Annotated in this window: 19 protein-coding genes; 13 read left to right on the plus strand and 6 right to left on the minus strand. The window is 37.5% G+C overall.

Annotated features, from left to right (window positions below; all coding sequences use genetic code 11):
* Together CQ046_RS08575 and CQ046_RS08580 are read left to right on the plus strand one after the other, a co-directional pair.
* On the plus strand, nt 1-3,540 hold the full coding sequence (locus CQ046_RS08575; RefSeq protein ID WP_165790495.1) for a DUF6443 domain-containing protein: 3,540 nt from the start codon (nt 1-3) through the stop codon (nt 3,538-3,540).
* Nucleotides 3,497-4,027, plus strand: a complete 531-nt coding sequence (locus CQ046_RS08580) for a hypothetical protein (protein ID WP_105701863.1) — start codon at nt 3,497-3,499, stop codon at nt 4,025-4,027. Before CQ046_RS08575 ends, CQ046_RS08580 begins: the two co-directional genes overlap by 44 nt.
* 132 nt (nt 4,028-4,159) lie before the next feature.
* Here the strand turns inward: CQ046_RS08580 and katG are convergent, their stop codons facing one another.
* A complete protein-coding gene (gene katG, locus CQ046_RS08585; RefSeq protein WP_105701864.1) occupies nt 4,160-6,439 on the minus strand; it encodes a catalase/peroxidase HPI in 2,280 nt (759 codons plus the stop codon).
* A gap of 450 nt (nt 6,440-6,889) precedes the next feature.
* Between katG and CQ046_RS08590 the strand changes: the two genes are divergently transcribed.
* On the plus strand, nt 6,890-7,357 hold the full coding sequence (locus CQ046_RS08590) for a heme-binding domain-containing protein (RefSeq protein ID WP_105701865.1): 468 nt from the start codon (nt 6,890-6,892) through the stop codon (nt 7,355-7,357).
* Nucleotides 7,358-7,361: 4 nt separating this feature from the next.
* Entirely contained in the window at nt 7,362-7,772 is a 411-nt protein-coding gene (locus CQ046_RS08595; RefSeq protein ID WP_105701866.1) for a thiol-disulfide oxidoreductase DCC family protein, read from the plus strand.
* 219 nt (nt 7,773-7,991) lie between these two features.
* On the opposite strand, the gene CQ046_RS08600 is transcribed toward CQ046_RS08595, so the two are convergent.
* Entirely contained in the window at nt 7,992-9,431 is a 1,440-nt protein-coding gene (locus tag CQ046_RS08600; RefSeq protein WP_105701867.1) for an alpha-amylase, read from the minus strand.
* A 187-nt stretch (nt 9,432-9,618) separates the two neighbouring features.
* On the opposite strand from CQ046_RS08600, the gene CQ046_RS08605 reads away from it, so the two are divergent.
* On the plus strand, nt 9,619-10,293 hold the full coding sequence (locus CQ046_RS08605; RefSeq protein WP_105701868.1) for a DUF4290 domain-containing protein: 675 nt from the start codon (nt 9,619-9,621) through the stop codon (nt 10,291-10,293).
* Nucleotides 10,293-11,600 carry a UDP-N-acetylglucosamine 1-carboxyvinyltransferase gene (gene murA, locus CQ046_RS08610; RefSeq protein WP_105701869.1) on the plus strand — a complete coding sequence of 436 codons (1,308 nt, stop codon included), beginning with the start codon at nt 10,293-10,295 and terminating at the stop codon, nt 11,598-11,600. Before CQ046_RS08605 ends, murA begins: the two co-directional genes overlap by 1 nt.
* 86 nt (nt 11,601-11,686) lie before the next feature.
* Here murA and tilS read toward each other — a convergent pair whose 3' ends face one another.
* The 3 genes from tilS to CQ046_RS08620 form a co-directional block, all read right to left on the minus strand.
* Nucleotides 11,687-11,875 carry a tRNA lysidine(34) synthetase TilS gene (tilS, locus tag CQ046_RS24035; RefSeq protein ID WP_123906597.1) on the minus strand — a complete coding sequence of 63 codons (189 nt, stop codon included), beginning with the start codon at nt 11,873-11,875 and terminating at the stop codon, nt 11,687-11,689.
* Complete coding sequence (locus CQ046_RS08615) at nt 11,851-12,162, minus strand: NIL domain-containing protein (RefSeq protein WP_105701870.1); 312 nt, start codon at nt 12,160-12,162, stop codon at nt 11,851-11,853. Before CQ046_RS08615 ends, tilS begins: the two co-directional genes overlap by 25 nt.
* Before the next feature lie 159 nt (nt 12,163-12,321).
* Nucleotides 12,322-12,996 carry a YiiX/YebB-like N1pC/P60 family cysteine hydrolase gene (locus CQ046_RS08620; RefSeq protein ID WP_105701871.1) on the minus strand — a complete coding sequence of 225 codons (675 nt, stop codon included), beginning with the start codon at nt 12,994-12,996 and terminating at the stop codon, nt 12,322-12,324.
* Nucleotides 12,997-13,097: 101 nt separating this feature from the next.
* On the opposite strand from CQ046_RS08620, the gene CQ046_RS08625 reads away from it, so the two are divergent.
* Both CQ046_RS08625 and CQ046_RS08630 read left to right on the plus strand, forming a co-directional pair.
* Nucleotides 13,098-13,799 (plus strand): response regulator transcription factor, encoded by a 702-nt coding sequence (locus CQ046_RS08625; protein WP_105701872.1) that lies wholly within the window; start codon nt 13,098-13,100, stop codon nt 13,797-13,799.
* Between the two features lie 30 nt (nt 13,800-13,829).
* Nucleotides 13,830-15,191 carry an ATP-binding protein gene (locus tag CQ046_RS08630; protein WP_105701873.1) on the plus strand — a complete coding sequence of 454 codons (1,362 nt, stop codon included), beginning with the start codon at nt 13,830-13,832 and terminating at the stop codon, nt 15,189-15,191.
* A 70-nt stretch (nt 15,192-15,261) separates the two neighbouring features.
* Here CQ046_RS08630 and CQ046_RS08635 read toward each other — a convergent pair whose 3' ends face one another.
* Entirely contained in the window at nt 15,262-16,113 is an 852-nt protein-coding gene (locus CQ046_RS08635; RefSeq protein ID WP_105701946.1) for an EamA family transporter, read from the minus strand.
* Nucleotides 16,114-16,520: 407 nt separating this feature from the next.
* On the opposite strand from CQ046_RS08635, the gene CQ046_RS08640 reads away from it, so the two are divergent.
* From CQ046_RS08640 to CQ046_RS08660, 5 genes are read left to right on the plus strand one after another with little or no spacing between them, the layout of a single operon-like run.
* The gene (locus CQ046_RS08640) at nt 16,521-17,219 is read left to right on the plus strand and encodes an MgtC/SapB family protein (protein WP_105701874.1); all 699 of its coding nucleotides are present in this window, start codon (nt 16,521-16,523) and stop codon (nt 17,217-17,219) included.
* A gap of 23 nt (nt 17,220-17,242) precedes the next feature.
* Nucleotides 17,243-19,915 carry a magnesium-translocating P-type ATPase gene (gene mgtA, locus CQ046_RS08645; protein WP_105701875.1) on the plus strand — a complete coding sequence of 891 codons (2,673 nt, stop codon included), beginning with the start codon at nt 17,243-17,245 and terminating at the stop codon, nt 19,913-19,915.
* A 59-nt stretch (nt 19,916-19,974) separates the two neighbouring features.
* Nucleotides 19,975-21,078, plus strand: coding sequence for an efflux RND transporter periplasmic adaptor subunit (locus CQ046_RS08650; RefSeq protein WP_105701876.1), 1,104 nt, complete (start codon nt 19,975-19,977; stop codon nt 21,076-21,078).
* Nucleotides 21,079-21,093: 15 nt separating this feature from the next.
* A complete protein-coding gene (locus CQ046_RS08655; RefSeq protein ID WP_105701877.1) occupies nt 21,094-24,189 on the plus strand; it encodes an efflux RND transporter permease subunit in 3,096 nt (1,031 codons plus the stop codon).
* Complete coding sequence (locus CQ046_RS08660; RefSeq protein WP_105701878.1) at nt 24,179-25,444, plus strand: TolC family protein; 1,266 nt, start codon at nt 24,179-24,181, stop codon at nt 25,442-25,444. Before CQ046_RS08655 ends, CQ046_RS08660 begins: the two co-directional genes overlap by 11 nt.
* Nucleotides 25,445-25,615: the final 171 nt, after the last annotated feature.

Consider the following 25,615-nt stretch of genomic DNA (forward strand, 5'->3'; position numbering starts at 1 on the left):
ATGAAAAAAAATATAATAACCATATTTTCACTGTTTTTGACAGGCATATTATATGCTCAAACAAATACAGAAAATTATATTAGAACCAGGGCTTATCTGGATTCTGTAACTATATCCAGCCCCAATGCTAACAAAATTGAAACAGTACAATATTTTAACGGATTAGGAAAAGAGAAACAAACCGTTAATGTAAAAGCTTCTCCAATGGGAAGAGATCTTGTAACTCCTACTGTATATGATGCAGCAGGCAGGCCAACAAGACAATACCTCCCTATTCCACAATCATCAACTACTAATGGAGAAATATATCCTCAATCAGCAGGTCTTACTCTCTTCCCTGTGGATGATAATACTAATTTTTACAATGGGGAAAAAATATTTAGTGAAAAGATTTTTGAAAATTCCCCAATAGAAAGGGTTATAGAACAAAAGACAGTGGGAACAAACTGGAATAATCACCCTTTGCAATACAACTATGCTTTTAATAGTAATGATGAAGTAAAAAAATATGTTGCAACGTTCGATTATACAACCCTTACATCCAATATTACTACATTAGGAAATCATGCAGTAAATACCCTGCAAAAAAATACAATTACAGATGAAGATGGAGGACAGACAATTGAATATAAAAACTCTGATGATCAGATCATCCTGATTAAAAAAATAATTAGCTCTACAGAAAGTGCAGATACTTATTATGTATATAATCAATATGGACAGCTAGCTTATATTATTCCTCCATTGGCATCAGCAGCTAATTTGGATGATAACACTCTAAATCTTCTTTGTTATCAATTCAAATATGATAGAAAAAATAGAGTCGTAGAAAAAAAACTACCCGGCAAGGGATGGGAATTTATGGTGTATGACAAAAGCGACCGCATCATCATGACACAAGATAGCACTCTACGTAAAAAGGGAAGATGGATCATCAATAAATATGATAAATTTAGCAGACTTCTTTATACGGGAATCATTCCTGGTGGAAGTAGAAACGATATGCAAGCCCAAGCTGTAGATAAATTTATTATAGAAGACCGGGACACTAACGGGTTTACCCGTAATGGAATGCAAATCCTCTATAGTAATAATTATTTTATTGACATAGAAACCGTTTTAGTAGTAAATTATTATGATGCCTATCCTTCTTTACCTTCGGAAATCACCATTCCCGGGAGTATCTTCGCCCAACCTGTTATTACTGACAATCCGGCAGCCTCAGTCAATACAAAAGGACTTCAGGTGGCTTCTTATATCAAAAATACTGAAGACAATAACTGGACCAAAAATTTCACATTTTATGACAACAGAGGGAGAATTGTAATTACACATTCTATAAATCACTTAGGTGGATTTACAAGAATTGAAAAAGAATTGAATTTTGCAGGTCTTTCAAAAAAAACTATCACTACCCATAAAAGACTTAGTACCGATATAGAAAGAAAAATTTCTGAAATTTTTGATTATGACCATCAAAACAGAGTAAAAATACATACGCATCAGGTAGATAGTAATCTTACCGAAATATTGGTTCAGAATACGTATGATGAGATTTCCCAACTGAAAATTAAAAAAGTAGGGGGAACTGATATGTCTCAACCTCTTCAAACAATAGACTATCAATACAATATCAGAGGATGGATGACTTATATTAATAATCCTTCCAATCTGGGGACTGATTTGTTTGGATATAAGATAAATTATAATCAGGTAGAAGGATTAGAAGTTCCCAATCAGGATTTTTCAAATTTAAAAGTAAAACCAAAATTCAATGGGAATATAGCAGAAGTATCCTGGAAAACACTCGCTGAAGAAAATGAGCCTTTAAAAACTTACGGTTACGTTTATGATCCTTTGAACAGACTTTCTGCAGGTTTTTATCAAAAAAGTGGAAATGAAAGTGCCGGAGAATATTATGAGAAACTAGATTACGACCTTAATGGTAATATCAAAAGATTGAAGAGATCTGGTGGGATTCCACAAGGAAGTACTACCGCATTAGCTATTGATAATCTAAAATATGATTATACGGGGAACAAATTAACAAAAGTTACTGATGAACAACAAAACCCTACAGGCTATCCATATATTATCAATCCAAACAATATTACTTATGATAATGACAGTAGTGATGGTAATGGAAATATGACAAGCCATCTTGATAAAGGTATTTCTCTTATAGAGTACAACCATCTTAATTTGCCTAATTATTATTCCATCACACAAGAGGACACTTTTTTTGGGGTTAAAAGTTTTAATTTAAATTATCTTTATAAAGCAGATGGTACCAAACTTCGTAAAACCTATTCTTCCGGAGGTGGTAAAGGTCAATCCAAAACAACACAGATTACAGACTATCTGGATGGTTTTCAATATAATTATAGCGAAATTTCAGGGCCATGTATGTGGTGCAGAACAAATATCTCTTTTGATCAAGAAAACTTAAAAGGCGGAGGGATTATTTTTGATCCCACCTTAATCATTAAACCAAAATGGAATCTTGATTTTGTTCCTACGGCAGAAGGATTTTACAGCTTTACAGAAAATCGTTACATTTACCAATATAGAGATCATTTAGGAAATACTAGAGTAAGTTTTGCCAGAAACACTGAAGGAATAACAGAAATTACTGATACCAATAATTACTATCCTTTTGGGCTTAATCATATTGGTGGAGGAAGTAAAGGACTTATAGGGGGATATTATAATTATAAGTATAATGGTAAAGAACTTCAGGAAAGTGGAATGTATGATTATGGTGCAAGATTTTATATGTCTGATCTGGGAAAATGGGGTGTAATAGATCCATTAGCAGAGAAAATGACAAGGTTCAGCCCTTATAATTATGCTTTTAATAACCCTGTAAGATTTATTGATCCTGATGGCAGAGAACCCGTGGATGATCACTTTAATCAATATGGAAAGTTTTTATATACAGATAACAAAAAAAGTAATAATATTATTATTGATTATCAAAATCCTATCACCGGTGAACTCAATACAGCTCCTTGGCTATCAAAAGAATTAAAAGATTATTTGTTTGATAATGACAATGCATATGTTTTAGCTAATATTGCCAATCATTATGCTAAAGAAGCAGGTATTAACTTGAAAAACTTAAAAGGTAGTAGTACTTCGGTTGGATTTTTTAATTATCACACTGAAGCAGGACAGAAAAAAGGGAAAATGACAAGTTACAACGGTGGTGAATATAATGACAATGCTTTGGTAGAAGGCCATAAACTCAATAAAACAGTTACTTTAATGGTCTCTAATGGCAAAGTACCCGAGTTATACAATAGCAAATATAATATGATCTCCGCACTAAGCCATGAAGGTGGAAAGGTAAGTCATTTGACAGTAAATCCTGATTATTATTATATTCCAAAAGTAGATTTGGCTAAAGAACATATTATGATTTACCAACATCAAATGGCTTCTCCTATTTTTAATAAGACCACACTTCCATTCCAACAATTAATGAAAGAAAATTATGAAAAAGACAAAGCATATTATAGAATATATGGTCCAAAATAAGATCATCATCAGTGCACTAGTTTTATTCTTCACATTAATATCATGCAATAAAACTATAACTCCCAGTGAAAATACCCTTCGGGATTTTCAAAACTTAATTTGTGATTTTACCAAAGACAGTACAGAAATCAAAAATGTAGAAACTTTTTTAGTTTTTGCAAACCCATCTAAGGATACCATCAAAGTTTCTCTTAAAGAAGCTCAGGAAAACTATAGACATGTTTATGAGAAAGATACTTTGAGAATTAATTTTGAAACTTCTGCAACAATTTCTATACCCCCTCTTGATACACTGGGAGTACCTGCAATGTCTGTGGTGAGAAAAAAATTTAATAACAATGATAACATTTTGCAAAAAGGATTTGAGATTATCAATATTAAATCAAAAAAAACAATTCCGAATACTTCAGATTACAGTTTAAGGAAAGTTCACGATTTTCATTTATATAAAATACAAGGAGAAAAGCCCAATACTCTGACCTTGTAATTTCCACAAAATTGTTGTTAAAAAATTGAGACTGTCTTATTCTAAGACAGTCTCTTTTATGTTATAGCATCATATCCAAATACAAAAAAAGACAGCATTACTGCTGCCTTTCTCTATTTTTCATTTTATTTATTAAACCAGATCAAACCTGTCCAGATTCATCACCTTCGTCCATGCTTTTGCAAAATCATTTACAAATTTGCCTTGCGCATCAGCACTTCCATATACCTCAGCAATTGCTCTTAATTCAGAATTGGATCCGAAAACAAGATCAGCACGCGTTGCTGTCCATTTTGGCTGACCAGTTGAACGGTCAGTTCCTATGTATAATTCCTTATCATCAGACATTGCTTTCCATTGCGTTCCCATATCCAAAAGATTCACAAAGAAATCATTGGTAAGGGCTCCCGGACGGTTAGTGAACACTCCATGTTTTGAACCATCAAAGTTGGTATCCAAAGCACGCATTCCTCCTATCAGTACTGTCAATTCAGGGGCAGTAAGTGTTAATAACTGGGCTTTATCGATCAATAGAGATTCTGTAGAAACCGTGTATTTTCTTTTCAGATAATTACGGAATCCATCTGCAGCAGGCTCTAGATATCCCATAGATTCTATATCGGTCTGTTCCTGAGAAGCATCCATTCTACCTGGAGCAAATGAAATTTTCACATCCTGACCTGCATTTCTTGCAGCAGATTCTACGGCAGCATTTCCTGCTAATACAATTAAATCTGCCAATGATATTTTCTTACCTCCGTTTTGAGAATCATTGAATTCTTTTTGAATTCCTTCCAAAACTCCCAATACTTTGTTCAGCTGTGAAGGGTTATTCACCTCCCAGTTTCTTTGAGGTTCCAGTCTTATTCTGGCACCGTTAGCACCACCACGCTTATCACTTCCTCTGAAAGTGGAAGCAGAAGCCCAGGCCGTAGAAATCAATTCAGCATTGCTTAATCCTGAATTTAAAACTTTTGATTTTAATGTTTCTACATCATTTCCGTCAACTAATTCATGGTTCACTTCTGGAATAGGATCCTGCCAGATCAGTTCTTCCTGTGGCACATCCGGTCCTAAATAACGGGCACGTGGCCCCATATCTCTGTGCGTCAGTTTAAACCATGCTCTTGAAAAAGCATCGGCAAACGCATCAGGGTTTTCATAAAAATGTCTTGAAATTTTTTCGTAAACAGGATCCAATCTCAATGAAAGGTCTGTTGTAAGCATCGTTGGTTTATGCTTTTTAGAAGAATCAAATGCATCAGGAATAATATCAGCTCCATCTTTAGCTACCCATTGGTGAGCTCCGGCTGGGCTTTTCGTTAGTTCCCATTCATTTTCGAAAAGGTTTTTAAAGAAATAATTACTCCACTGAGTCGGAGTTTCAGTCCAGGTTACTTCAAGACCGCTGGAAATAGCATCTCTTCCGCTTCCTGATTTATAAGAGCTTGCCCATCCAAGTCCCTGCTGTTCAATTCCAGCTCCTTCAGGTTCTTTACCTACATGATCTGCAGGACCTGCTCCATGGGTTTTACCAAAAGTATGTCCTCCTGCAATCAGAGCAACCGTTTCTTCATCGTTCATCGCCATACGGCCGAAAGTATCACGGATATCTTTAGCTGCAGCAATAGGATCAGGATTTCCGTCTGGGCCTTCAGGGTTTACATAAATAAGTCCCATTTGTACTGCTGCCAATGGATTTTCAAGATTTCTTGAATGAATATCTCCGTCTGCATTATCATCGGTAGGAAGAACCGCTGAGTGTCCCTCTGGTACTCCTTCCGAACCGTGAGCATAACGTAAATCACCTCCCAGCCATGTTTTTTCTGATCCCCAATAGATATCAGCATCCGGCTCCCAAACATCTGCACGTCCTCCTGCAAACCCGAATGTTTTGAAGCCCATAGATTCAAGAGCTATATTTCCGGTAAGGATCAAAAGGTCTGCCCATGAAATATTTCTGCCATATTTTTGTTTGATCGGCCACAATAATCTTCTTGCTTTATCAAGACTTACGTTGTCCGGCCAGCTGTTTAATGGTGCAAAACGCTGTTGCCCAGCTCCTGCTCCACCTCTTCCGTCGCCTACACGGTATGTTCCGGCACTATGCCATGCCATACGGATAAACAGAGGCCCATAATGACCAAAGTCTGCCGGCCACCAATCTTGAGAATCTGTCATTAATGCGTGAAGGTCTCTTTTTACAGCTTCTAAATCAAGGCTTTCAAAAGCTTTGGCATAGTCAAAATCTTTATCCATAGGATCAGAAAGGGAAGAATGCTGGCGCAGAAGATCTACTCTAAGCTGATCTGGCCACCAATCTGCGTTCTGGGTACCGCCACCTGCTACATTCTTCTTCATTGTTCCGTTATGGAACGGGCATTTACTGATGTCATTCAAATCTTTTTCCATTGTCGTTTATTTTATTTTTTATATTGATTAATACAGTTTAAATTCTCTGTTGTAAGAACAAGACAAACCTACAACGTTTGACTGATAAATACAATCTATTAATTTTTATTTCAACGATAGTTAAAAACTATAAATAAATATTTTCAACAGCATTAGAGCTTGGACAAAATTGAGGTATTAAGTTAATCATTTTTCAGATTAACTTCAATAAAAACAGCAGTATACCACCCAATTTAGAATTACTCAACGTAAGAATTTAAGGAGGAAGAAAGCTGAATACTGGAGGAGGTAATTTTAGTGGCATTATGAAAAATAACTTGATCATTTCTGAAAAACATACTAATTCAAAAAACTTCTAAAAGCACTTCCTGCTTCCATCACCCAGGTTCCATCTCCCCCACTAAAAATAAATTAACTACCTTTATATTATACAAATATGAAACACCGGCTATGAAAAAAATAATTGTTATCATTCTTGTTGCATTTATCATCATTCAGTTTTTTCCGATCGATAAAACGAATCCGCCACCTACACCCGGCATGGATTTTCTGAAGATAAAAAACACTCCTGAGAAAATTGCCCGTACCCTGAAAACTTCATGTTATGATTGCCATTCCAATGAAACAAAGTATCCATGGTATGCCAATATCTCCCCTACTGCGTGGTGGGTGAAAAATCATATTGATGAAGGCAGAAAACATCTTAATTTTTCTACCTTTGCAGTATATGAACCTCAAAGACAGCTTCATAAACTGGAAGAATGTATAGAAATGGTTGAGAAGAAAGAAATGCCGCTTGAGTCTTATTATTTAGGACACCAAGACGCCAAATTGTCGGATGAACAGCGTGCAGATCTTATTCAATATTTCAAAAAAGTAAAAGAAGATACGGAAAGAGGAATTATGTTTAATAAATAGAGTCGTGGAAAACTGGGAAAATAAACATATTATATTTTTTGATGGAGATTGCGGTGTCTGCAATTTCTGGGTGCAGTGGATTTTGGAGAGAGATAAGAAAGACCAATTCATGTTTGCTTCTCTCCAGTCTTACTTTGGACAGCAGTTTTTATCTCAAAGAGGCCTGGAAACCAATATCTTCAACACCATGTATCTGTGGAAACCGGGGCGATATTACCAGATCAAATCAAGGGCAGTATTGGAAATTGCCAACTTATTGGGAGGAGTTTATAAACTTTCCTTTGTTGGGAAAATCCTGCCTGCATCTTTAAGTGACAAAGTGTATGATATCATTTCCAGAAACAGAATGAAGCTGGCCAATCAGAAATGTTATTTACCGGACCAGCATCAGAAGAAAAAATTTATTCAGGTGTAATTATTCTTACACAATTTCATTCAACCTATAAAAAAATATCATTCCGTAAGAGTTTCCTACAAGACGTATTATAAATAATGCATTGTAGAGATTCCTACGGAATGACAAATAAAACGTATAGTTGTTTTAGTTTAATGTTTAATAGAAGTTAAATGGAATAATAGTCTATTACCAACTTCATCATTTATCATTTATCAACTATCACCCATTGCTCATTACTTATAAATTAAGCGACCATACAGAATAAGAATTCGGTGGGCATTGGATCTTCACCCATTTGTCTCCCTGAGTGGTCGGATACCAAGTCGAATTCCCTGTAAAATCTTTGATCTGCTGGCTGCTCCAATTGGTTTCTATCCATCTTTCCTGCCAGTTTGAGGAGGTGTTGATGTATACAACAAGCCCTGGATTACCATTATAGCCATTACGTCTTGCGATATATTCATCATTATCGGTATACAGAATGGAAGTTGTTCCGGTAGCTTTATTATTATGAATCCAGATCAGATTGTTTAGCCTTTCCTTATTCAGCCATTCTTCATAATCTCTGTAGAAAATGGTTGGATAGCCTTCATGGGTTAAAATATAGGCATATGCCGGCATTTTATTGTAAATAATATCGGTATCATGATTGGCTACAAAGGTTACTGCTTTGTATGGATTTCTTTTCCACATCATATCATCATTCAAAGCGTTTAAGTTTCCGTTATCAAAGGCTTCATCCATTTTATAATAAGCGGCAAAATCAAATACGGAACTGTTGGCATTATTCGCCCACCATTCCAGTGTATTGACATTGGAATCCCATAATTCTCCTACAGAAAATCCTCCGACCTTAGAATTCCAGGTATTGACTACCCAAGGGCCAAAACCTTTAACGTAATCAAACCTCCAGCCATCAAATTTCATCACATTTTTATAATACTTTGCAACAGAATCATCCCTTCCCCAAAGCCAGTCCTGTACGTGAGGGTTGGCATGAGACAGATCCGGAAAACCACCAAAAGCTCCTTCGTCATTATTTCCGTAGGCATTTTTATAAAAATCATTATAGTTTCTCTGAAATTTTCCGGAAGCAACTCCTGAGAAATCAGTCCATGTATTGGTTCCTGTAAAAGGATTGGCTTCAGATTGTCCACCACTATTATGATTGATCACAATATCTGCATATACCTGCATATTTTCACTATGCGCTTTTGTAATCAAAGCTTCCAGTTCGGTTCTGGATCCGAAACGGGTCTCTGTGCTTCCATTTTGATTAAAATCTCCAAAATCATAATAGTCAGTAGGATCATACCCCATAGAATAGGCTCCATTCTGCGCTTTTGATGCCGGTGGTAACCATACGGCACCAATTCCTGCATTGGACCATGCTGTTAATTTATCCTTAACAGTATTCCACCAGTTGCCTCCGTCCGGAACATCCCAATAAAATCCCTGCATCAGAACCCCACCTCCAGGACCTGCGATAAATTTACCCTGCAGAGATCCGGATTCATTTCCGGTACTGAAAGGCCGCCCGTCATGGTAGGTTACATTGACTGTTTTGTTATGAACCTCTTCCTGCTTGAAGGGTTCCGTGATTAATTCATCACTTGTACGGCATGAGCTTACTAATGCTAAAGCCAGCAGTGAAAGGAAAAAGTTAGTTTTTTTCATCGTAATAATTAATTATCATTTTATTAAACAATATACAATTTTATTAAAAACAAATTCAAACCAACGGGAAATATTTTCATTTTCCATAATAAATCAAGAAGAAAAGCATTTAAATATTTCATTAAAAAATCATAAATTTTTAAGATTCTCGAATTCATTTTTCTTTTAATGCATATATTTGCATACTATGGAATACAATACCCAAAAAACTCAGCTTCATATGCCGGAATACGGCAGAATTATACAACAGTTGGTTGAGCGCTGCAAAGAACTTCCTACCAAAGAGGAAAGGAACGAAATGGCTATGGCAATCATCGATTTTATGGGTCAGAGAAACCCACAGCTTCGCGACGAGGAAAATTATAAACATAAACTTTGGGACCATCTTTTTATTCTTGCTAATCATGATCTGGATGTAGAGTCCCCATATCCGTTCCCTACTCCGGAACAATTGGCAGAAAAACCTAAAAGAATGGAATATCCAAAACTTCAGGGTGACTTTAAGTTTTACGGAAAAAGTATTCTTCAATTGATAGAAAAAGCAATCGAACTGGAACAGGGTGATGAAAAAGAAGCCCTTATCGAAGTGATTGCCAACAATATGAAGAAATCTTACAATGTCTATAATAAAGAACATGTGACGGATGACGTAATTTTCCGCCACCTGAAAGAACTGTCTGAAAACAGGTTGGATCTTACTGGAATTGATTCTCTTGAAAAAAGCAAAATCTATTACACCAGCAATAACAACAACCGAAATAATAACAATAACAACAACAGGAATAACAACAATAATAAAAACAATAACAATAACCAGCCTAACAAGAGAAGGCATAATAACAATCATAAAAACAGAAAATAATGAGTGGAACATTTCAAATAAGAGGAGGAAAGAGACTGCAGGGTGAAATAACTCCACAAGGGGCCAAAAATGAGGCTCTACAAATTTTATGTGCGGTTCTCCTGACGGACGAAGAAGTAAGAATCAAAAATATTCCGGATATCCATGATGTTAACAGATTAATTGAAATTCTTGGAGATTTTGGAGTAAAAATTACTAAAAACGGACAGGGAGATTATACTTTCAAGGCAGATCAGGTTAATTTTGATTATATTAAATCTAACGAGTTCAAAAAAGACGGGGCAAAATTACGTGGATCCATCATGTTGATGGGACCAATGCTTGCCCGTTACGGAGAGGCTTATATGCCAACTCCGGGAGGTGACAAAATCGGAAGAAGAAGATTAGACACCCACTTCCAGGGACTTGTTGAACTAGGTGCTGAATTCAATTATGACGAAGAGGAATATTTCTATTCTTTAAAAGCTAAAGAGCTTAGAGGAAAATTCATCTTATTGGAAGAAGCTTCTGTTACCGGAACGGCTAATATTGTAATGGCAGCCGCTTTGGCCAAAGGAAAAACAAGAATCTACAACGCTGCATGTGAACCTTATCTTCAGCAATTATGCAAAATGCTGAACAGAATGGGAGCAAATATCTCAGGGATCGGATCCAACCTTCTTACGATTGAAGGGGTTGACTACCTTAGAGGAACTGAGCACACCATGCTTCCGGATATGGTAGAAATTGGATCCTGGATTGGTCTTGCGGCCATGACAAAATCTGAAATCACGATCAAAAATGTAAACTGGAACCAGCTTGGTGTCATCCCGAATACATTCAGAAAATTAGGAATCCAGCTTGAGCAAAGTGGTGATGACATCTACATTCCTGCTCAGGAACATTATAAAATTCAGAAATTTATTGACGGTTCTATTTTGACCATTTCGGATGCGCCATGGCCAGGATTTACACCGGATTTATTATCTATTATTTTAGTAGTGGCTACTCAGGCAAAAGGAAGTATTCTGGTTCATCAGAAAATGTTTGAATCCAGATTATTCTTTGTGGATAAATTAATCGATATGGGAGCTCAGATCATTTTATGTGATCCGCACAGAGCTACGGTGATCGGATTGAACCAGGAAGCTCCATTAAGAGGAACAACAATGGTTTCCCCGGATATCAGAGCTGGAAATGCCCTTCTTATTGCGGCACTTTCTGCTGAAGGAAAATCTATTATCCACAATATCGAACAGATCGACAGAGGATATGAAAATATTGATGGAAGACTAAAAGCAATTGGTGCTGACATTGAAAGAATTTAAAATTATTTTATTTAATAATAGGAAAACGTTCAGAATATTCTGAACGTTTTTTTTGTTTTACCACCAGCCTTTTTTTAACCACCCCGTCAAAAATTCTTCGAATTTTTGCCACCCCTCCAGAGGAGGGGAATTCTGTCCCGGTTAAGGATTGGTATTTTTAATTTGTTTATAATCTGTTTTAGTACAAAAATAAAAAGTGCCCGGTAAAAGAACCGGACACTTTGAGTAATTAAAACTATATGAATCTCACTTAAAAATATGTTCTGCAGGTATATTCTACCGTCGTATTGATAAGTTTATTTTTATTCAGATAGATCTCAAGCTGGTGGAAATCTTCTGAATTGACATTAATATATAACTGTACTGAACCAAAACTGTAGCCGTTCACATACTCTACGTTAGCTGACAACACTCTATGACAGATGCCTAGTTGATTATAAATGGTATTCATCAAATGTTCAAATTTCATTTTGCCATTCAACTCTATTTCCAGTAACAATTCTTTTTTAGGCAGGCTTATTTTATTTTGCAAAACCTGCAGGCCGGGATTAGGTGTAATCATTGCTAAACATTTTTGGGTTAAACATTGTCAGATCATAGTGCGCTCTGCATTTAAATCTGTGACAAAAATATAAAAAAATATTAGTCCACCAAATTAGTAGACTAATATTTTAAAAAATTTAACATAAAAAAAGAAGCCTGTTCAGCTTCTTCTCATATTTTAAAAATTTCCTACTCTTTCAAGTTTATCAGAACCAGCAAGTCCGTTTGGGTTACAACCCGGCTCTCCTTCAGGGACTTTGAGATTTTTCTTATGGTAAAATTCTTCCCAAAATGTATTCGCTTTTCCTGTCTTTGGATCTATAAACGTCATCGGCTCCAATTTGAAAATATTTTCCGCCCGAAAAGCTCTTTCCACAAAATCAGAACAATAATATGACTGTTCATTCAAAATATAATTGAAATTGTAAGGTTTCCCCAACATCGAATTTGCTTTTTTAACAGCATCAGGAATTGCTTTCTGATATTCCGATTTTAATCGGTAAATGATTACCTCCTGCCCTTCTTTTTTCTGATCTTTAATGAAATCATTCAAATCCTGTTTTTGAGAACCGTCTTTCGGAGCAGCATGTAGAACAAACATTCTCTTCCCTTCTTTTTCCAGAATTCCTATATGATCAAATGAAGCTGCCTTTTGTTTTTGAGTTACATTATTGATTGCACCAGAAAGCCCGGATTCTTTGGCAGTAACAAAAAGAAGATCTCCATTTTTGAGTTGTACATTGCTTGGATAAGCGTGATTACACTGAACCAGTAAAACCAGTAAAAAGGACAAAATCCCTACAACCACAATTTCTTTGATTCTTTTGCTAAAAAATATTTTAAATTCAGACATTCTATTATACTTTCTGTGCCAAAATTACAAAATAGAATTCATTACATTTGTGGGAATATTGATCTATTCTTCACACCAACCCAAACATTTCCCAAATTCTTATGCCACATATTTTATTAGTTGAAGACGATGACAGACTTTCCAAACTGATTGCAAAAGGATTTCAGGAAGCTGAATTTGAGGTCACTGTGGCTTATGACGGAATCACAGGTCTGAAGCTGGCTTTGCAGAACCATTTTGATCTGGTAGTAACTGATATTGTACTCCCTAAAAAAAACGGCTTGGAGTTTTGTAACGAAATCAAGGGTTTAAAACCTAATCTTCCTGTCATTATGCTTACTGCATTGGGAACTACTGACGATAAGCTGGAAGGGTTTGATGCCGGAGCTGATGATTATCTGACCAAACCTTTTGAAATGCGGGAACTGGTAGCAAGGATCAAAGTACTTCTGAAACGTTTTTCACAACAGCGACAGCAAAAAGTTTTTGTCCTCAAATATGAAGGCATTGAAATGAATCTGGAACAGAAAACCGCAAGCCGTGATCAAATTCCCATCAAATTAACACCAAAAGAATTTAATCTCTTAAAATTCATGCTGGAAAATTCTGAAAGGGTTCTTTCCAGAAGTGAAATTGCAGAGAAAGTATGGGAAACCCATTTCGATACAGGTACTAATTTTATTGATGTTTATATTAATTATCTCCGAAAAAAAATAGATAAAGATTTTGAAACCAAACTGATCCATACCAAAGCCGGTATGGGATTTATTCTGAAGAAAGACTACGAATCAGGCACGGTATAGTAATCATTAAGATAAATTAAAAATATCCGGATGAAAATAAGAACCCGACTTACGCTGCTTTTTACCCTAATCACTGCAATGCTTTTAAGTATTTACAGTATTTCGATCTATTATTCATCCAAAGAAGCCAGAGAAAAATCTTTTTACAGCGAACTTCAGAACGAAGCGATCGCCAAAGCTGATTTATTTTTCCGAAGCTCTCTTCCCGAGCAGGAAATGCATAAGCTTTATAAAAACAATACCAGAACCCTTAATGAAGTACAGGTTGCCATTTATAATACCAATAAACAACTGATCTATCATGATGATGCCAAGGTAGATTACGTAAAGGAAACTCCGGAAATGCTTTCTCAGATCTTTGAGAAAAAGAAAATAAATTTCTTTCTGAAAGATTTGCAGGTGATCGGAATGGTATATCATTATGAAGGAAAAACATATGCGGTAACTGCAGCAGCTTACGATAAATACGGATACGATTATCTTACGCATCTTCTGACGATCAGCATTATCTCTTTTTTTATTATCCTGATTTTAATTTATCTGGCAGGAATATTTCTTTCCAAAAAAGCATTGAGCCCACTGAGTGAAATGGTCATTCAGATTAAAAAAATTACTGCGGGGAAACTTCAATTGCGTTTGAAAACAACAAAGGAAAAAGACGAACTGAATGAGCTTGCTCAAAATTTTAATGGAATGCTGGAAAGACTTGAAAATTCTTTTGATTCGCAAAAACATTTTGTATCTAATATTTCCCACGAGCTGAGAACTCCTTTATCGGCTATCATTACTGAGCTGGAACTGGCTTCAGAAAAAGATAAAACCAAAGAAGAATATCAGGAAACGATTCAATATGCACTGGATGATGCCCGCAATATGGTAAAGCTTTCCAATAGTTTAATGGATCTTGCCAAAGCGAGCTATGATCCTAATGAAATCAGTTTTTCGGAAGTGCGCCTTGATGAAGTTCTTCTGGAATCTTACACCAAAATCACTAAAGAAAATTCAGGGTATAAAGTCTCTTTAAATATAGAAGATTCTGTGGAAGAACACCAGCTTATCATCCAGGGAAATGAATATCTTCTTCAGGTGGCCTTTAACAATCTGATTGATAATGCCTGCAAATATTCACCGGAACACACCTGCTTCATAGACGTGCAAGCCAATTCAAAAATTCTTACAATACGTTTTACCAATACCGGAAACAGCATTACTAAAGAAGATTTACAACATATTTTCGAGCCATTTTACAGAAGCGAAACATCAAAACACGAAAAAGGTCACGGAATTGGATTATTTCTCACTGAGAAAATTATTCTGCTCCATCACGCAAAAATCAATGTAGTATCAGAAGATAACAAGACTACTTTTACAGTTGAGTTTATAATCGGTTAACCTATCAAAAAAGCTTCATTCAAATATATTTGAATCTTAATTAGCTTAATGGTTTAAAAATTTTACACATCTACTCATGGGAAAGAGATTTCTTATTGAAAACGGTTGTCCCTATACTGGCCGCAATCACACAGGCAATAGAAATCCATTGTAAAAAAGATAATTCTTCAGCAAGAAAAACCAACCCTGAAAGTGCAGCAAATGCAGGTTCCAGGCTCATCAGAATACTGAAAGTTTTTGCAGGAAGTTTTTTCAAGGCCATCATTTCCAATGAAAAAGGTAAAGCACTCGAAAGAATAGCCACCCCAAGCCCTTTCACAAAAATAATCGGGGTAAGATTGAAAACAGCACCATCCCATATCGTAAAGGGAATAATCACAAGACTTGCAAAGATCATCCCTGTGGTAACCGCATCTTTTCCATCCATTATTTTGGAAACTTTTCCACCCATGATAATATAAAGTGCCCAGAACATTCCTGCCAGAAAGGCAAGTCCAAGCCCTATTAAGTCTACATGATCATTCTGCCACGGAACGATCAGCAAAATCCCCACACATGCCAACAATGCCCATATGACATCCAACAGTTTACGGGACAAGGCCAAAGCAAGGAATAATGGTCCTGCAAACTCTACAGTCACCGCCAATCCCAGCGGAATCCTTTGAATGGCCATATAGAAAATAAGATTCATGGCAGCCAGCCCAATTCCATATATTGCACAGTACTTCCATTTCTGGCTGTCAAATTGTAGAAATTTCGGGCGGTTAATCAAAGTAAGCAAAACTGCAGAAAGCACAATTCTTAAAGTAACCGTACCAATAGCTCCGATAGCGGGAAATAGCTGTTTTGCAATGGAGGCTCCTCCCTGCACACAGATAATCGCTAAAAGCGTAGCTGGTATTGCTAAGTTTGATTTTTTCATTTCTTCAATATAGAGTTCAAAAGGTTTTGGAAAGAAGTTTCCGGGATTAAACAATCTCTTATCTCACATGACAAATCGTGAGATATATTATTTAAAATTATCCGCTCCAAATGTATTGAAATTTTATCGTCTGCAATGGGTACAGTTTACAACTATTCATAAGACATAGTAAATAATCATTTCTTGTAACATTAGGTTAAAAAAACAGGAAGATATTTTCTCTAATGATTTTCTAATAACATTCTAAAGCTTTTCTAACGGTAAAAAAAAGCTGACAGTTTTACTTTTGCACAGTAAAAAATAAAGCATATGGACTCAGATCCTTACAGTAATTATCAATCTTAAAAGCTTTAGTTGTACTCACTTTTCCCGTACAGCTGAAAAGCTTTATAAAAACAGGAAAAGTTATGACTACATTAGAATTTACCCTCCGTCTCCTTACCGCATTTGCCCTTGGTGCCAGCATTGGTTTTGAAAGACAGTGGCGCCAAAAAAGCGCGGGTCTTCGTACCAATACCTTGGTATGTCTTGGCTCCGCAGCATTCGTTCTTCTTTCTATCAGAATCGGAGGCGATGCTACAGGCAGGATAGCCTCTTATATTGTAAGCGGGATTGGATTTTTGGGAGGAGGTGTTATCATGAAAGATGGTCTTACCGTAAGAGGACTCAATACAGCAGCTACCATCTGGTGCTCTGCATCTGTAGGAGCTCTGAGTGCCATGGGATTTCCTTTTGAGGCAGCCATCACCAGCGGATTTATTATCCTCACCCATATCATTCTCCGTCCTTTAGGTGTAAAACTGGGCAATAATATTAACAGCAGAAACCATTATACCGAATACCTTCTCAGCATCAAGTGCAAAAGTGAGGTAGAAAATCATGTCCGGGTACAACTGATGCAGTCTCTGAGCGGAAATGATAAAGTATTACTGAAATCTCTTACCAGCGATGACAACGGTCTGCCTGAAAACGCCATCATTACAGCAGAAGTACATGCTTCTACTCCACAGGACAGTTTCATGGAAAAAACAGCCAGCAGATTAACGATTGAAGACAAAGTCATCAAAGTCAGCTGGGAAATTATAGGCACAGAAAACGATTTGTAACATTAAAAACAACCTTTGAAGCGATGTTAAAAAAATCTTCAAACAAAAATCTCAATTCAGCAGCTCTTGTAAAATTGAAAGAAGCTGCTGCTGAGAGCGAAAAAATGATTTATGCCCTACTGGAAACCTCAGAAGAAGGACTCAGTGAAAACACGGTAAAAGATCGTCTGAAAATTTATGGGAAGAATGAAATTGCCACTCAAAAAGCACCCTCATGGGCAAAACAGTTTGCGCATTCTTTCTTTAATCCATTTAATTATATTCTGGCATGCATAGCCACAATTTCATTATTCATTGATGCTATTCTTGTACCTCCTGGTGAAAAGGATTTCAGCACCAGCATTATTATTTCGGTGATGCTTCTTTTCAGTACGGTTTTAAGATTCATCCAGGAATTCCGAAGTAATAAAGCCGCAGAAGCCTTAAAAAAGATGGTAAAAACAAGCTGTCTCACCAAAAGAAAATTTAATGAGAGTGAAGAAATAGAAATCACTGAAATTGTTCCCGGGGATATTATTATTCTGTCCGCAGGAGATATGGTTCCGGCAGATTGCAGAATTCTTAAAAGTAAAGATCTTTTCATCAGTGAATCCATCCTGACGGGAGAAGCTCTTCCAGTCGAGAAAAATGCATTTCCCATTAAAGATGCCAAAGATCGTAATCCTCTCAACCTTCAGAATATCTGCTTCATGGGTACCAATGTGGTAAGTGGATCAGCAATAGTCGTGGTAGCCAATACAGGAATTTTCACGTATTTCGGTAGTATCAGCAGAAGCCTGGCTGCTAAAAGACCAGAAACCGCTTTTGATATCGGAGTCAATAAAGTGAGTTATCTGCTGATCAGATTTATGTTGATCATGACTCCTGTTATTTTTCTGATTAACGGACTGGTAAAAGGAGACTGGATGCAGGCTTTATTGTTTGCCATTGCTGTAGCTGTAGGCTTGACTCCTGAAATGCTTCCTATGATTGTTACCGCCAATCTCGCCAAAGGGGCTGTCAATATGAGCAAAAAGAAAGTGATTGTTAAAAGGTTGAATGCCATCCAGAATATCGGAGCTATGGATATTCTGTGTACTGATAAAACAGGAACCCTTACACTGGACAAAATTGTACTGGAAACCCACCTCAACGTTCGTGGTATTGAAGATGATGAAGTATTGAAATGGGGCTACCTCAACAGTTTTCATCAAACCGGGCTCAAAAATCTGTTGGATAAAGCTGTTCTTGATCATGCCGAAGTTCACAACCTCATGAGAGCAGATGAATTGTATCAAAAGGTGGACGAAATTCCTTTTGATTTCGAAAGAAGAAGAATGTCAGTGATTCTGAATACCTCCCAAGGAAAACATCTGATGATCTGCAAAGGTGCCGTGGAAGAAATGCTTCCTTTATGCCAATATGCCTTAGATCCGGGAGAAGATCACAGTCTGCATATCGAGAATGACAATAGTGTTCCGCTGGATGATCTGATGAAACAGCAGATTATCAGAATGTCTGAAAAGCTGAATGCTGAAGGACTTCGTGTATTACTGATTGCCATTCGGGAATTTGATGGTGATCACCCATTGAATTATTCTGTTACTGATGAAACTCATCTTACCCTTACAGGATTTATGGGATTCCTTGATCCGGCAAAACCCTCTGCGGAGCCAAGCATCAAAGCTTTACACAAGCTTGGCGTAGAAGTAAAAGTTGTGACCGGAGATAATGATATTGTTGCTAAAAAAATATGCCATGATGTAGGAATTCCTATCAACACCATTATGCTGGGTGATGAACTGGAGCATATGAGTGATGATGAACTTCGCAAGGATATGGATCTCTATTCCGTTTTTGCTAAAGTAAGCCCCTTACAAAAACAACGTATTGTAAAAATATTAAGATCCAAAGGCCATACCGTTGGTTTTATGGGTGACGGAATCAATGATGCAGCAGCCATCAAGGAAGCAGATGTAGGAATTTCTGTGGATACAGGAGCAGACATTGCCAAAGAAAGTGCAGATATCATCCTGTTGGAAAAAGATCTGATGGTCCTTCGAAGCGGCGTGATCTATGGAAGAAGAACTTTCGGAAATATCGTCAAGTATATAAAAATGACGGCCAGCAGCAACTTCGGAAATATGTTCAGCATGATCGGAGCCAGTGTGTTGCTTCCGTTTCTGCCTATGCTTCCACTGCAGATTCTGACACAGAATTTACTGTATGATGTATCGCAATCCTCCATTCCATGGGATACAATGGATAAAGACTTTCTGGAAAAACCGAAAAAATGGGAAGCTGCAAGCATCAAAAAATTCATGTTGTATATAGGTCCTTTGAGTTCCATTTTTGATTATGTGACTTTTGCCGTGATGTTTTTTATTTTCAAAGCCAATACTCCGGAGCAACAAGGCTTGTTTCAGACAGGTTGGTTTGTGGAAGGTTTATTATCCCAGACTTTGATTGTTCATATTATCAGAACGAAAAAAATTCCATTCATCCAAAGCTGGGCAGCTACACCAGTGGTTGCATTAACAAGTTTAATCATGCTGATCGGAATTCTGATTCCCTTCACTCCAATGGCCGTGTATCTGAAAATGCAGTCTTTACCTCTAAGCTATTTCCCTTATTTAATAGGAATTCTTACAGGGTATTGTGTATTAACCCAGTTTGTGAAACAATGGTTTATTAAAAAATTCGGGCAGTGGCTTTAATAACAAAAATTACAGCCAGCGAATATATAGATATAAAATAATGGTTATAAATAACTTATATGAGAAAAACAGTCTTAACAATGGTCTTTTTGACATTGATAATCTCTTGTAAAAATTCCAAAAGTGAAGCTCCGCAGGATCAGGATCTCCTTATAAAAAATGATCAGATCACTGTTCCGGAAAACAATCCTGTTTTCAAAAAAATAAAAACACAGATCGTTACCGAACAGGAGCACAGCGATGGTGTGGTTTCAGCAGGAACAATCCAGGCAATCCCTAATCATTATGCAGAAATTGCCAGTCCTTTTTCCGGAAGAATTACCAAATCGTTTATTCAACTTGGAAAAAATGTTTCGGCCGGAAGTCCTCTTTTTGAAATCCTGTCTTCAGATTATTTTTCGGTTCAAAAGGATTATACCGATGCGTTGAATGATGTACAGCTTGCAGAAAAAAATTACAGACGCCAGCAGGATCTCGTAAAACACGGAGTTGGTATTCAGAAGGAACTGGATGAGGCAGAAACTGATTTTAAAAATAAAAAAACATCCCTCTCCAATGCTTCTTCTGCCTTGAAAGTATATAACAGTAAAGGTGGAGGTATAGGAAGCCCTCTTGTGGTAAGAGCTCCCATTAACGGAGAAATTATCTCTAACAAAATTGTAAACGGCCAATATCTGAAAGGAGATGCCGACCCCGTGATGATTATCGCAGAATTATCAAAAGTTTGGATTTCCGGTGATGTAAAGGAGAAAGACATCCGCTTTGTGAATAAAGGAGATCAGGTTTCTGTAAAAGTAAGCGCCTATCCCGACAGAAATATTACCGGAAAAGTCTACCACATCAATGAAATTGTAGATGAAGACACCCGAAGTATCAAAGTTCTTATTGAATGTGATAATCCGGACAAAAAACTAAAGCCAGGCATGTATGCTACCGTTAATTTTTCAACAACTCCTGAAAAAACGGTTATGATTCCTGTAACCGCTTTGATGCAGCAGGACAATTCCCAGTATGTGTGGGTAAAAACCGGTAAAAGCCAATATGTAAAACGTTCTGTGACCACGGGAGAAACCGATCAGAAAACAGTAAGAATCATATCAGGCTTACAACCCGGAGAAACCATCATGACTGAAGGGGGAATTTATATGCTGGATGCAAAATAATGTAAATGAAAAACTATGAAGAAATTACTAACAATCTCTATACAAAAGAGATGGCTCATGCTTGCCCTTTTCCTTTTACTGGGGTTCTTCGGATATTATTCCTGGACCAGATTATCCATAGAGGCTTATCCCGATATTGCCGATGTAACCTCTCAGGTGGTAACACAGGTTCCGGGCCTGGCTGCCGAAGAAGTGGAACAGCAAATTACCATTCCTTTGGAAAGATCTCTGAACGGACTTCCGGGAATGCATGTGATGCGAAGCAAAAGTACCTTCGGACTTTCCATTATTACTATGGTTTTTGATGATGGTATAGATGATTACTGGGCACGGCAGCGTATCCAGGAAAGACTGACGGAGGTAGAGCTTCCTTATGGTGCACAGCCGGGATTAGATCCCCTTACCTCTCCTATCGGCGAAGTGTACCGTTATATTATCGAAAGTAATAACCACAGTCTGCGGGAGCTTACGGATTTACAAAAATTCGTGATTATTCCCCGTATCAAACAGGTTTCAGGAATTGCTGATGTGACCAATTTCGGGGGAATTACTACCCAATTCCAGATCGAACTGGACCCGCATAAGCTTGAACAATATGGACTGTCACTTTCTGAAGTTACTGAAACTATTTCTAAAAATAATGTAAGTGCCGGAGGAAGTATGCTTCCCCGAGGAAATCTTGCGTATGTCATCCGCGGAATAGGTTTGGTAAAAGACTTGGATGATCTTGGCAAAATTGTAGTCAAAACCCAAAATGGCGTTCCTGTTTTTCTGAATGATGTAGGAACATTGAAATATGGAAATCTGGAAAGAAAAGGAATTCTTGGCTACACAGACCGAAAACGAAACTATTCTGAGAGTGTGGAAGGAATCGTACTTTTATTAAGAGGTCAAAATCCTTCACAGGTATTGGAAGGAGTACATGAAGCCATTGAAGAACTAAATAACGAAACACTTCCCCCAGGTGTAAAAATTCATCCTTTTCTGGACAGAACAGATCTTGTAAAAACAACCCTTACTACAGTTTCTCACACCCTTACCGAAGGAATTGTTTTGGTTATTATTGTGCTGATTGTATTTCTTGGAAGCTGGCGTGGAGCATTGCTGGTAGCGATTACCATTCCGCTTTCTTTGTTATTTGCTTTTATATTAATGCATTTCACCAATATTCCCGCCAACCTGCTTTCACTGGGAGCGATTGATTTTGGAATTATTGTGGACGGAGCCATCGTCATGCTGGAAACTATTCTGAAGAAAAGAGAAGAAAACTCTGAAGAAACACTGGAAGAAAAGACCATTACCCAAAGAGTGATTGAGGTAGCAAAACCTATTTTCTTTTCTACCATCATTATCATTACCGCTTATCTGCCCTTATTCGCTTTTGAAAGAGTAGAGAAAAAATTATTTACCCCCATGGCTTTTACAGTAGGATATGCACTGTTGGGAGCACTTGCTGTAGCATTGCTTCTGATCCCCGGATTGGCTTATGTGATCTATCGTAAACCACAGAAGATCTATCATAATAAATGGCTGGAAAAACTAAGCACAGCTTATGGAAAGCGCATTGAAAAAATAATGCAGACGCCCAAAAGAGTGATCATTCCGATTATGATTGTGTTAGTTTCCGCCGGAATTCTCTCCTATCATGTAGGAAAAGACTTCCTTCCCGAGCTGGACGAAGGATCTATATGGCTTCAGGTACAGCTGCCACCTGGAATTTCTTTAACCAAATCAAAAGAAATGAGCGACACCTTACGAACCCGTACTTTAAAGCATTCTGAAATTACTTATATGATGGTTCAGGCAGGACGTAATGATGATGGTACCGACCCGTGGACTGCTTCCCACTTTGAAGTTTCTGTGGGAATAAAACCTTACAGCGAATGGCCGGCAGGAAAAACAAAAGCAGACCTCATCAAAGAACTGGCAGCTGATTACAAAGACATGCCGGGGTTCACCGTAGGTTTTTCACAGCCTATGATTGACGGTGTTATGGATAAAATCTCTGGAGCTCACAGCGAATTGGTGGTAAAGGTTTATGGAGAAGATTTCAAAGAAACCAGACGAATTGCAGAAAATGTCTTGTCTACTTTAAATACAATTCCGGGTTCGGCAGACCTTGCCATTGATCAGGAACCGCCATTGCCTCAATTGCAGATTATTGCCAACAGAGACAAAATCGCTCAATATGGTTTGAATGTAGCAGATGTTGCTGATCTTATTGAAGTTGCATTAGGAGGAAAAGCCATTTCCCAGATCTTCATCGGCAATAAAGTATATGATATTTCATGCCGCTATACAGAAGACAGCCGGGATACTCCTGATAAAATCGGAAACCTGATGCTTACCTCAGCTTCCGGAGCAAAAATCCCTTTATCACAGGTAGCAGAAGTGAAACTAAGTACCGGAGAAAGCACCATTACCCGAGAAATGAATAAACGACATCTTACGGTAAAACTGAATTTAAGAGGAACCGATTTATCTTCTTTCCTGAAAAATGCACAGGATAAAATTGAAAAAGACATTAAGTACGATCACGAGAAATACCAGATCAAATGGGGCGGACAGTTTGAAAATCAAAACAGAGCCTATTCCAGATTGGCATTTATTGTTCCGTTGGCATTAGCCATCATGTTCCTGTTATTGTATGGTGCTTTTGGAGATTTCAGACAGGCTTTGGTTCTGATGTCTATTGTTCCACTCGCATTATTTGGCGGAATGCTCGCTCTTAATATTCGGGGAATGTCACTGAATGTCTCTTCAGCAGTAGGATTCATCGCATTGTTTGGAGTTGCCATCCAGAACGGAGTGATCATGATTTCCCATATCAACGATCTGCGTAAAAAAGGATATGAATTAAAACAGGCTGCTATTAAAGGTGCAAAAGACCGCTTCAGGCCTGTACTGATGACCGCAACAGTTGCTGTAATCGGGCTTTTCCCTGCTTCATTAGCTACAGGAATTGGTTCTGATGTGCAGCGTCCACTGGCAACCGTCATTGTGTACGGGCTGATGTTCTCTACTATTTTAACACTATTCGTGCTGCCAGCTATTTATTTTATAGCTGAACGCCGAAGCGAAAAACAAAATTTGAAATCAGATGAAAATTAAAGTTCAAATTATCATATTATCTGTAGTATTGTTTAGTATTACAGGGATAAAGGCGCAGGAAAAAGAGCTTTTACCGTTTGAAGAATACCTGAGTCTTGTCGGAAATAAAAATCTGGGCTATGCCTCTCAGAAATATAACGTAAGTATGGCCGAAGCTGCTATTCAGACCGCTAATATGTTCCCTGATCCTCAACTGGAAATGGAAACTACCAATAACGGAGTGAAACAGAATATGGGGTATGTCTACGGAGCCTCCATCGGCTGGACACTTGAATTGGGCGGTAAAAGAAAAGCTCGTGTTAATCTGGCCAAAACCCAATCTGAGCTGAGCAAAATACAGCTGCAGGATTTTTTCAGAAATCTCCGTGCGGATGCCAGTTTAGGATATATTGAGGCTTTAAAATCCAAAGCTTTGCTTGAGGTACAGCAGGATTCTTATAAAAAAATGCAGCAATTAGCAAAATCCGACAGTATCCGTTACAAATTAGGAACGATATCATTAGTGACATCTAAACAGAGTAAGCTGGAAGCAGCTTCTTTACTTAATGAAGTATATCAGGCAGAAAGTGCAGAACAGCAGGCGATCACCGGTTTATCTGTATTTCTTGGAGACAGCAGAATGACAGACAGAGATGTTGCCGGAGATTTTAATACCTTCAACAGAGATTTCAGCATTGATGATCTGATTCTTCAGGCTTTGAATGAAAGAGCAGATTTATTGGCAGCCAAACAAAATACGGAGGTTGCCAAAAGTCAGATCAATCTTGAAAAAGCCAATCGTATCATCGACTTAGGGATCAGTGCCGGAGCAGAACGACACACTGAAGCCACCAACGAAATTGCACCTTCCCCAACTGTAAATGCTGTCAAAATGGGAATCAGTATTCCCTTAAAGTTTTCCAACAGAAGAAATGCCGGGTTGAAAATAGCAGAAATGGCTCATTCTCAGGCAGAAGTTGAATATAAGCAGATTGAACAAGGCATAAAAGCTGAAGTAATGCAGGCGTATCTGCAATATATAGCCACTCAGAAACAGCTCAAACAATTTCATAACGGAATGCTTTCAGAAGCACAAAGTATTCTGGAAGGAATTACCTACAGCTACAAAAGAGGTGAAAGCTCAATCCTTGAAGTGCTGAATGCCCAGAGAACCTATAACAATGTTAGAAAAGATTATTATCAGGCGCTTGCGGATAATGCAGCAGCTTTGATTGAGCTTGAACGTAAAACTGGAATTTGGGATATTCATTTTTAGAAAGGAAGAAGGATGCTGGGAGATGGGAGTTTATGGAAGCCGATGAATAAATACCCACCATTTAATTGACTTTTAATGCTAAAACGACAGTCAATGATTCTAAAAATACAAATATTATTTCCAGCCTCCATCTCCTAGCATAAAAAAAGCTCCGAAATCTATCTGATTTCG

Origin of the sequence: Chryseobacterium sp. MYb7 (genome assembly GCF_002979455.1) — a bacterium.
Taxonomy (GTDB): Bacteria; Bacteroidota; Bacteroidia; order Flavobacteriales; family Weeksellaceae; genus Chryseobacterium.

Coding starts and splice junctions, on each gene's coding strand:
- CQ046_RS08635 (WP_105701946.1), bottom strand. CDS start 16,113: ATGAAAAAATCAAACTTAGCAATACCAGCTACGCTTTTAGCGATTATC.
- murA (WP_105701869.1), top strand. CDS start 10,293: ATGAGTGGAACATTTCAAATAAGAGGAGGAAAGAGACTGCAGGGTGAA.
- CQ046_RS08630 (WP_105701873.1), top strand. CDS start 13,830: ATGAAAATAAGAACCCGACTTACGCTGCTTTTTACCCTAATCACTGCA.
- CQ046_RS08575 (WP_165790495.1), top strand. CDS start 1: ATGAAAAAAAATATAATAACCATATTTTCACTGTTTTTGACAGGCATA.
- CQ046_RS08605 (WP_105701868.1), top strand. CDS start 9,619: ATGGAATACAATACCCAAAAAACTCAGCTTCATATGCCGGAATACGGC.
- CQ046_RS08600 (WP_105701867.1), bottom strand. CDS start 9,431: ATGAAAAAAACTAACTTTTTCCTTTCACTGCTGGCTTTAGCATTAGTA.
- CQ046_RS08655 (WP_105701877.1), top strand. CDS start 21,094: ATGAAGAAATTACTAACAATCTCTATACAAAAGAGATGGCTCATGCTT.
- CQ046_RS08625 (WP_105701872.1), top strand. CDS start 13,098: ATGCCACATATTTTATTAGTTGAAGACGATGACAGACTTTCCAAACTG.
- CQ046_RS08620 (WP_105701871.1), bottom strand. CDS start 12,996: ATGTCTGAATTTAAAATATTTTTTAGCAAAAGAATCAAAGAAATTGTG.
- CQ046_RS08640 (WP_105701874.1), top strand. CDS start 16,521: ATGACTACATTAGAATTTACCCTCCGTCTCCTTACCGCATTTGCCCTT.
- CQ046_RS08650 (WP_105701876.1), top strand. CDS start 19,975: ATGAGAAAAACAGTCTTAACAATGGTCTTTTTGACATTGATAATCTCT.
- CQ046_RS08580 (WP_105701863.1), top strand. CDS start 3,497: ATGAAAAAGACAAAGCATATTATAGAATATATGGTCCAAAATAAGATC.
- CQ046_RS08615 (WP_105701870.1), bottom strand. CDS start 12,162: ATGATTACACCTAATCCCGGCCTGCAGGTTTTGCAAAATAAAATAAGC.
- katG (WP_105701864.1), bottom strand. CDS start 6,439: ATGGAAAAAGATTTGAATGACATCAGTAAATGCCCGTTCCATAACGGA.
- CQ046_RS08590 (WP_105701865.1), top strand. CDS start 6,890: ATGAAAAAAATAATTGTTATCATTCTTGTTGCATTTATCATCATTCAG.
- CQ046_RS08660 (WP_105701878.1), top strand. CDS start 24,179: ATGAAAATTAAAGTTCAAATTATCATATTATCTGTAGTATTGTTTAGT.
- mgtA (WP_105701875.1), top strand. CDS start 17,243: ATGTTAAAAAAATCTTCAAACAAAAATCTCAATTCAGCAGCTCTTGTA.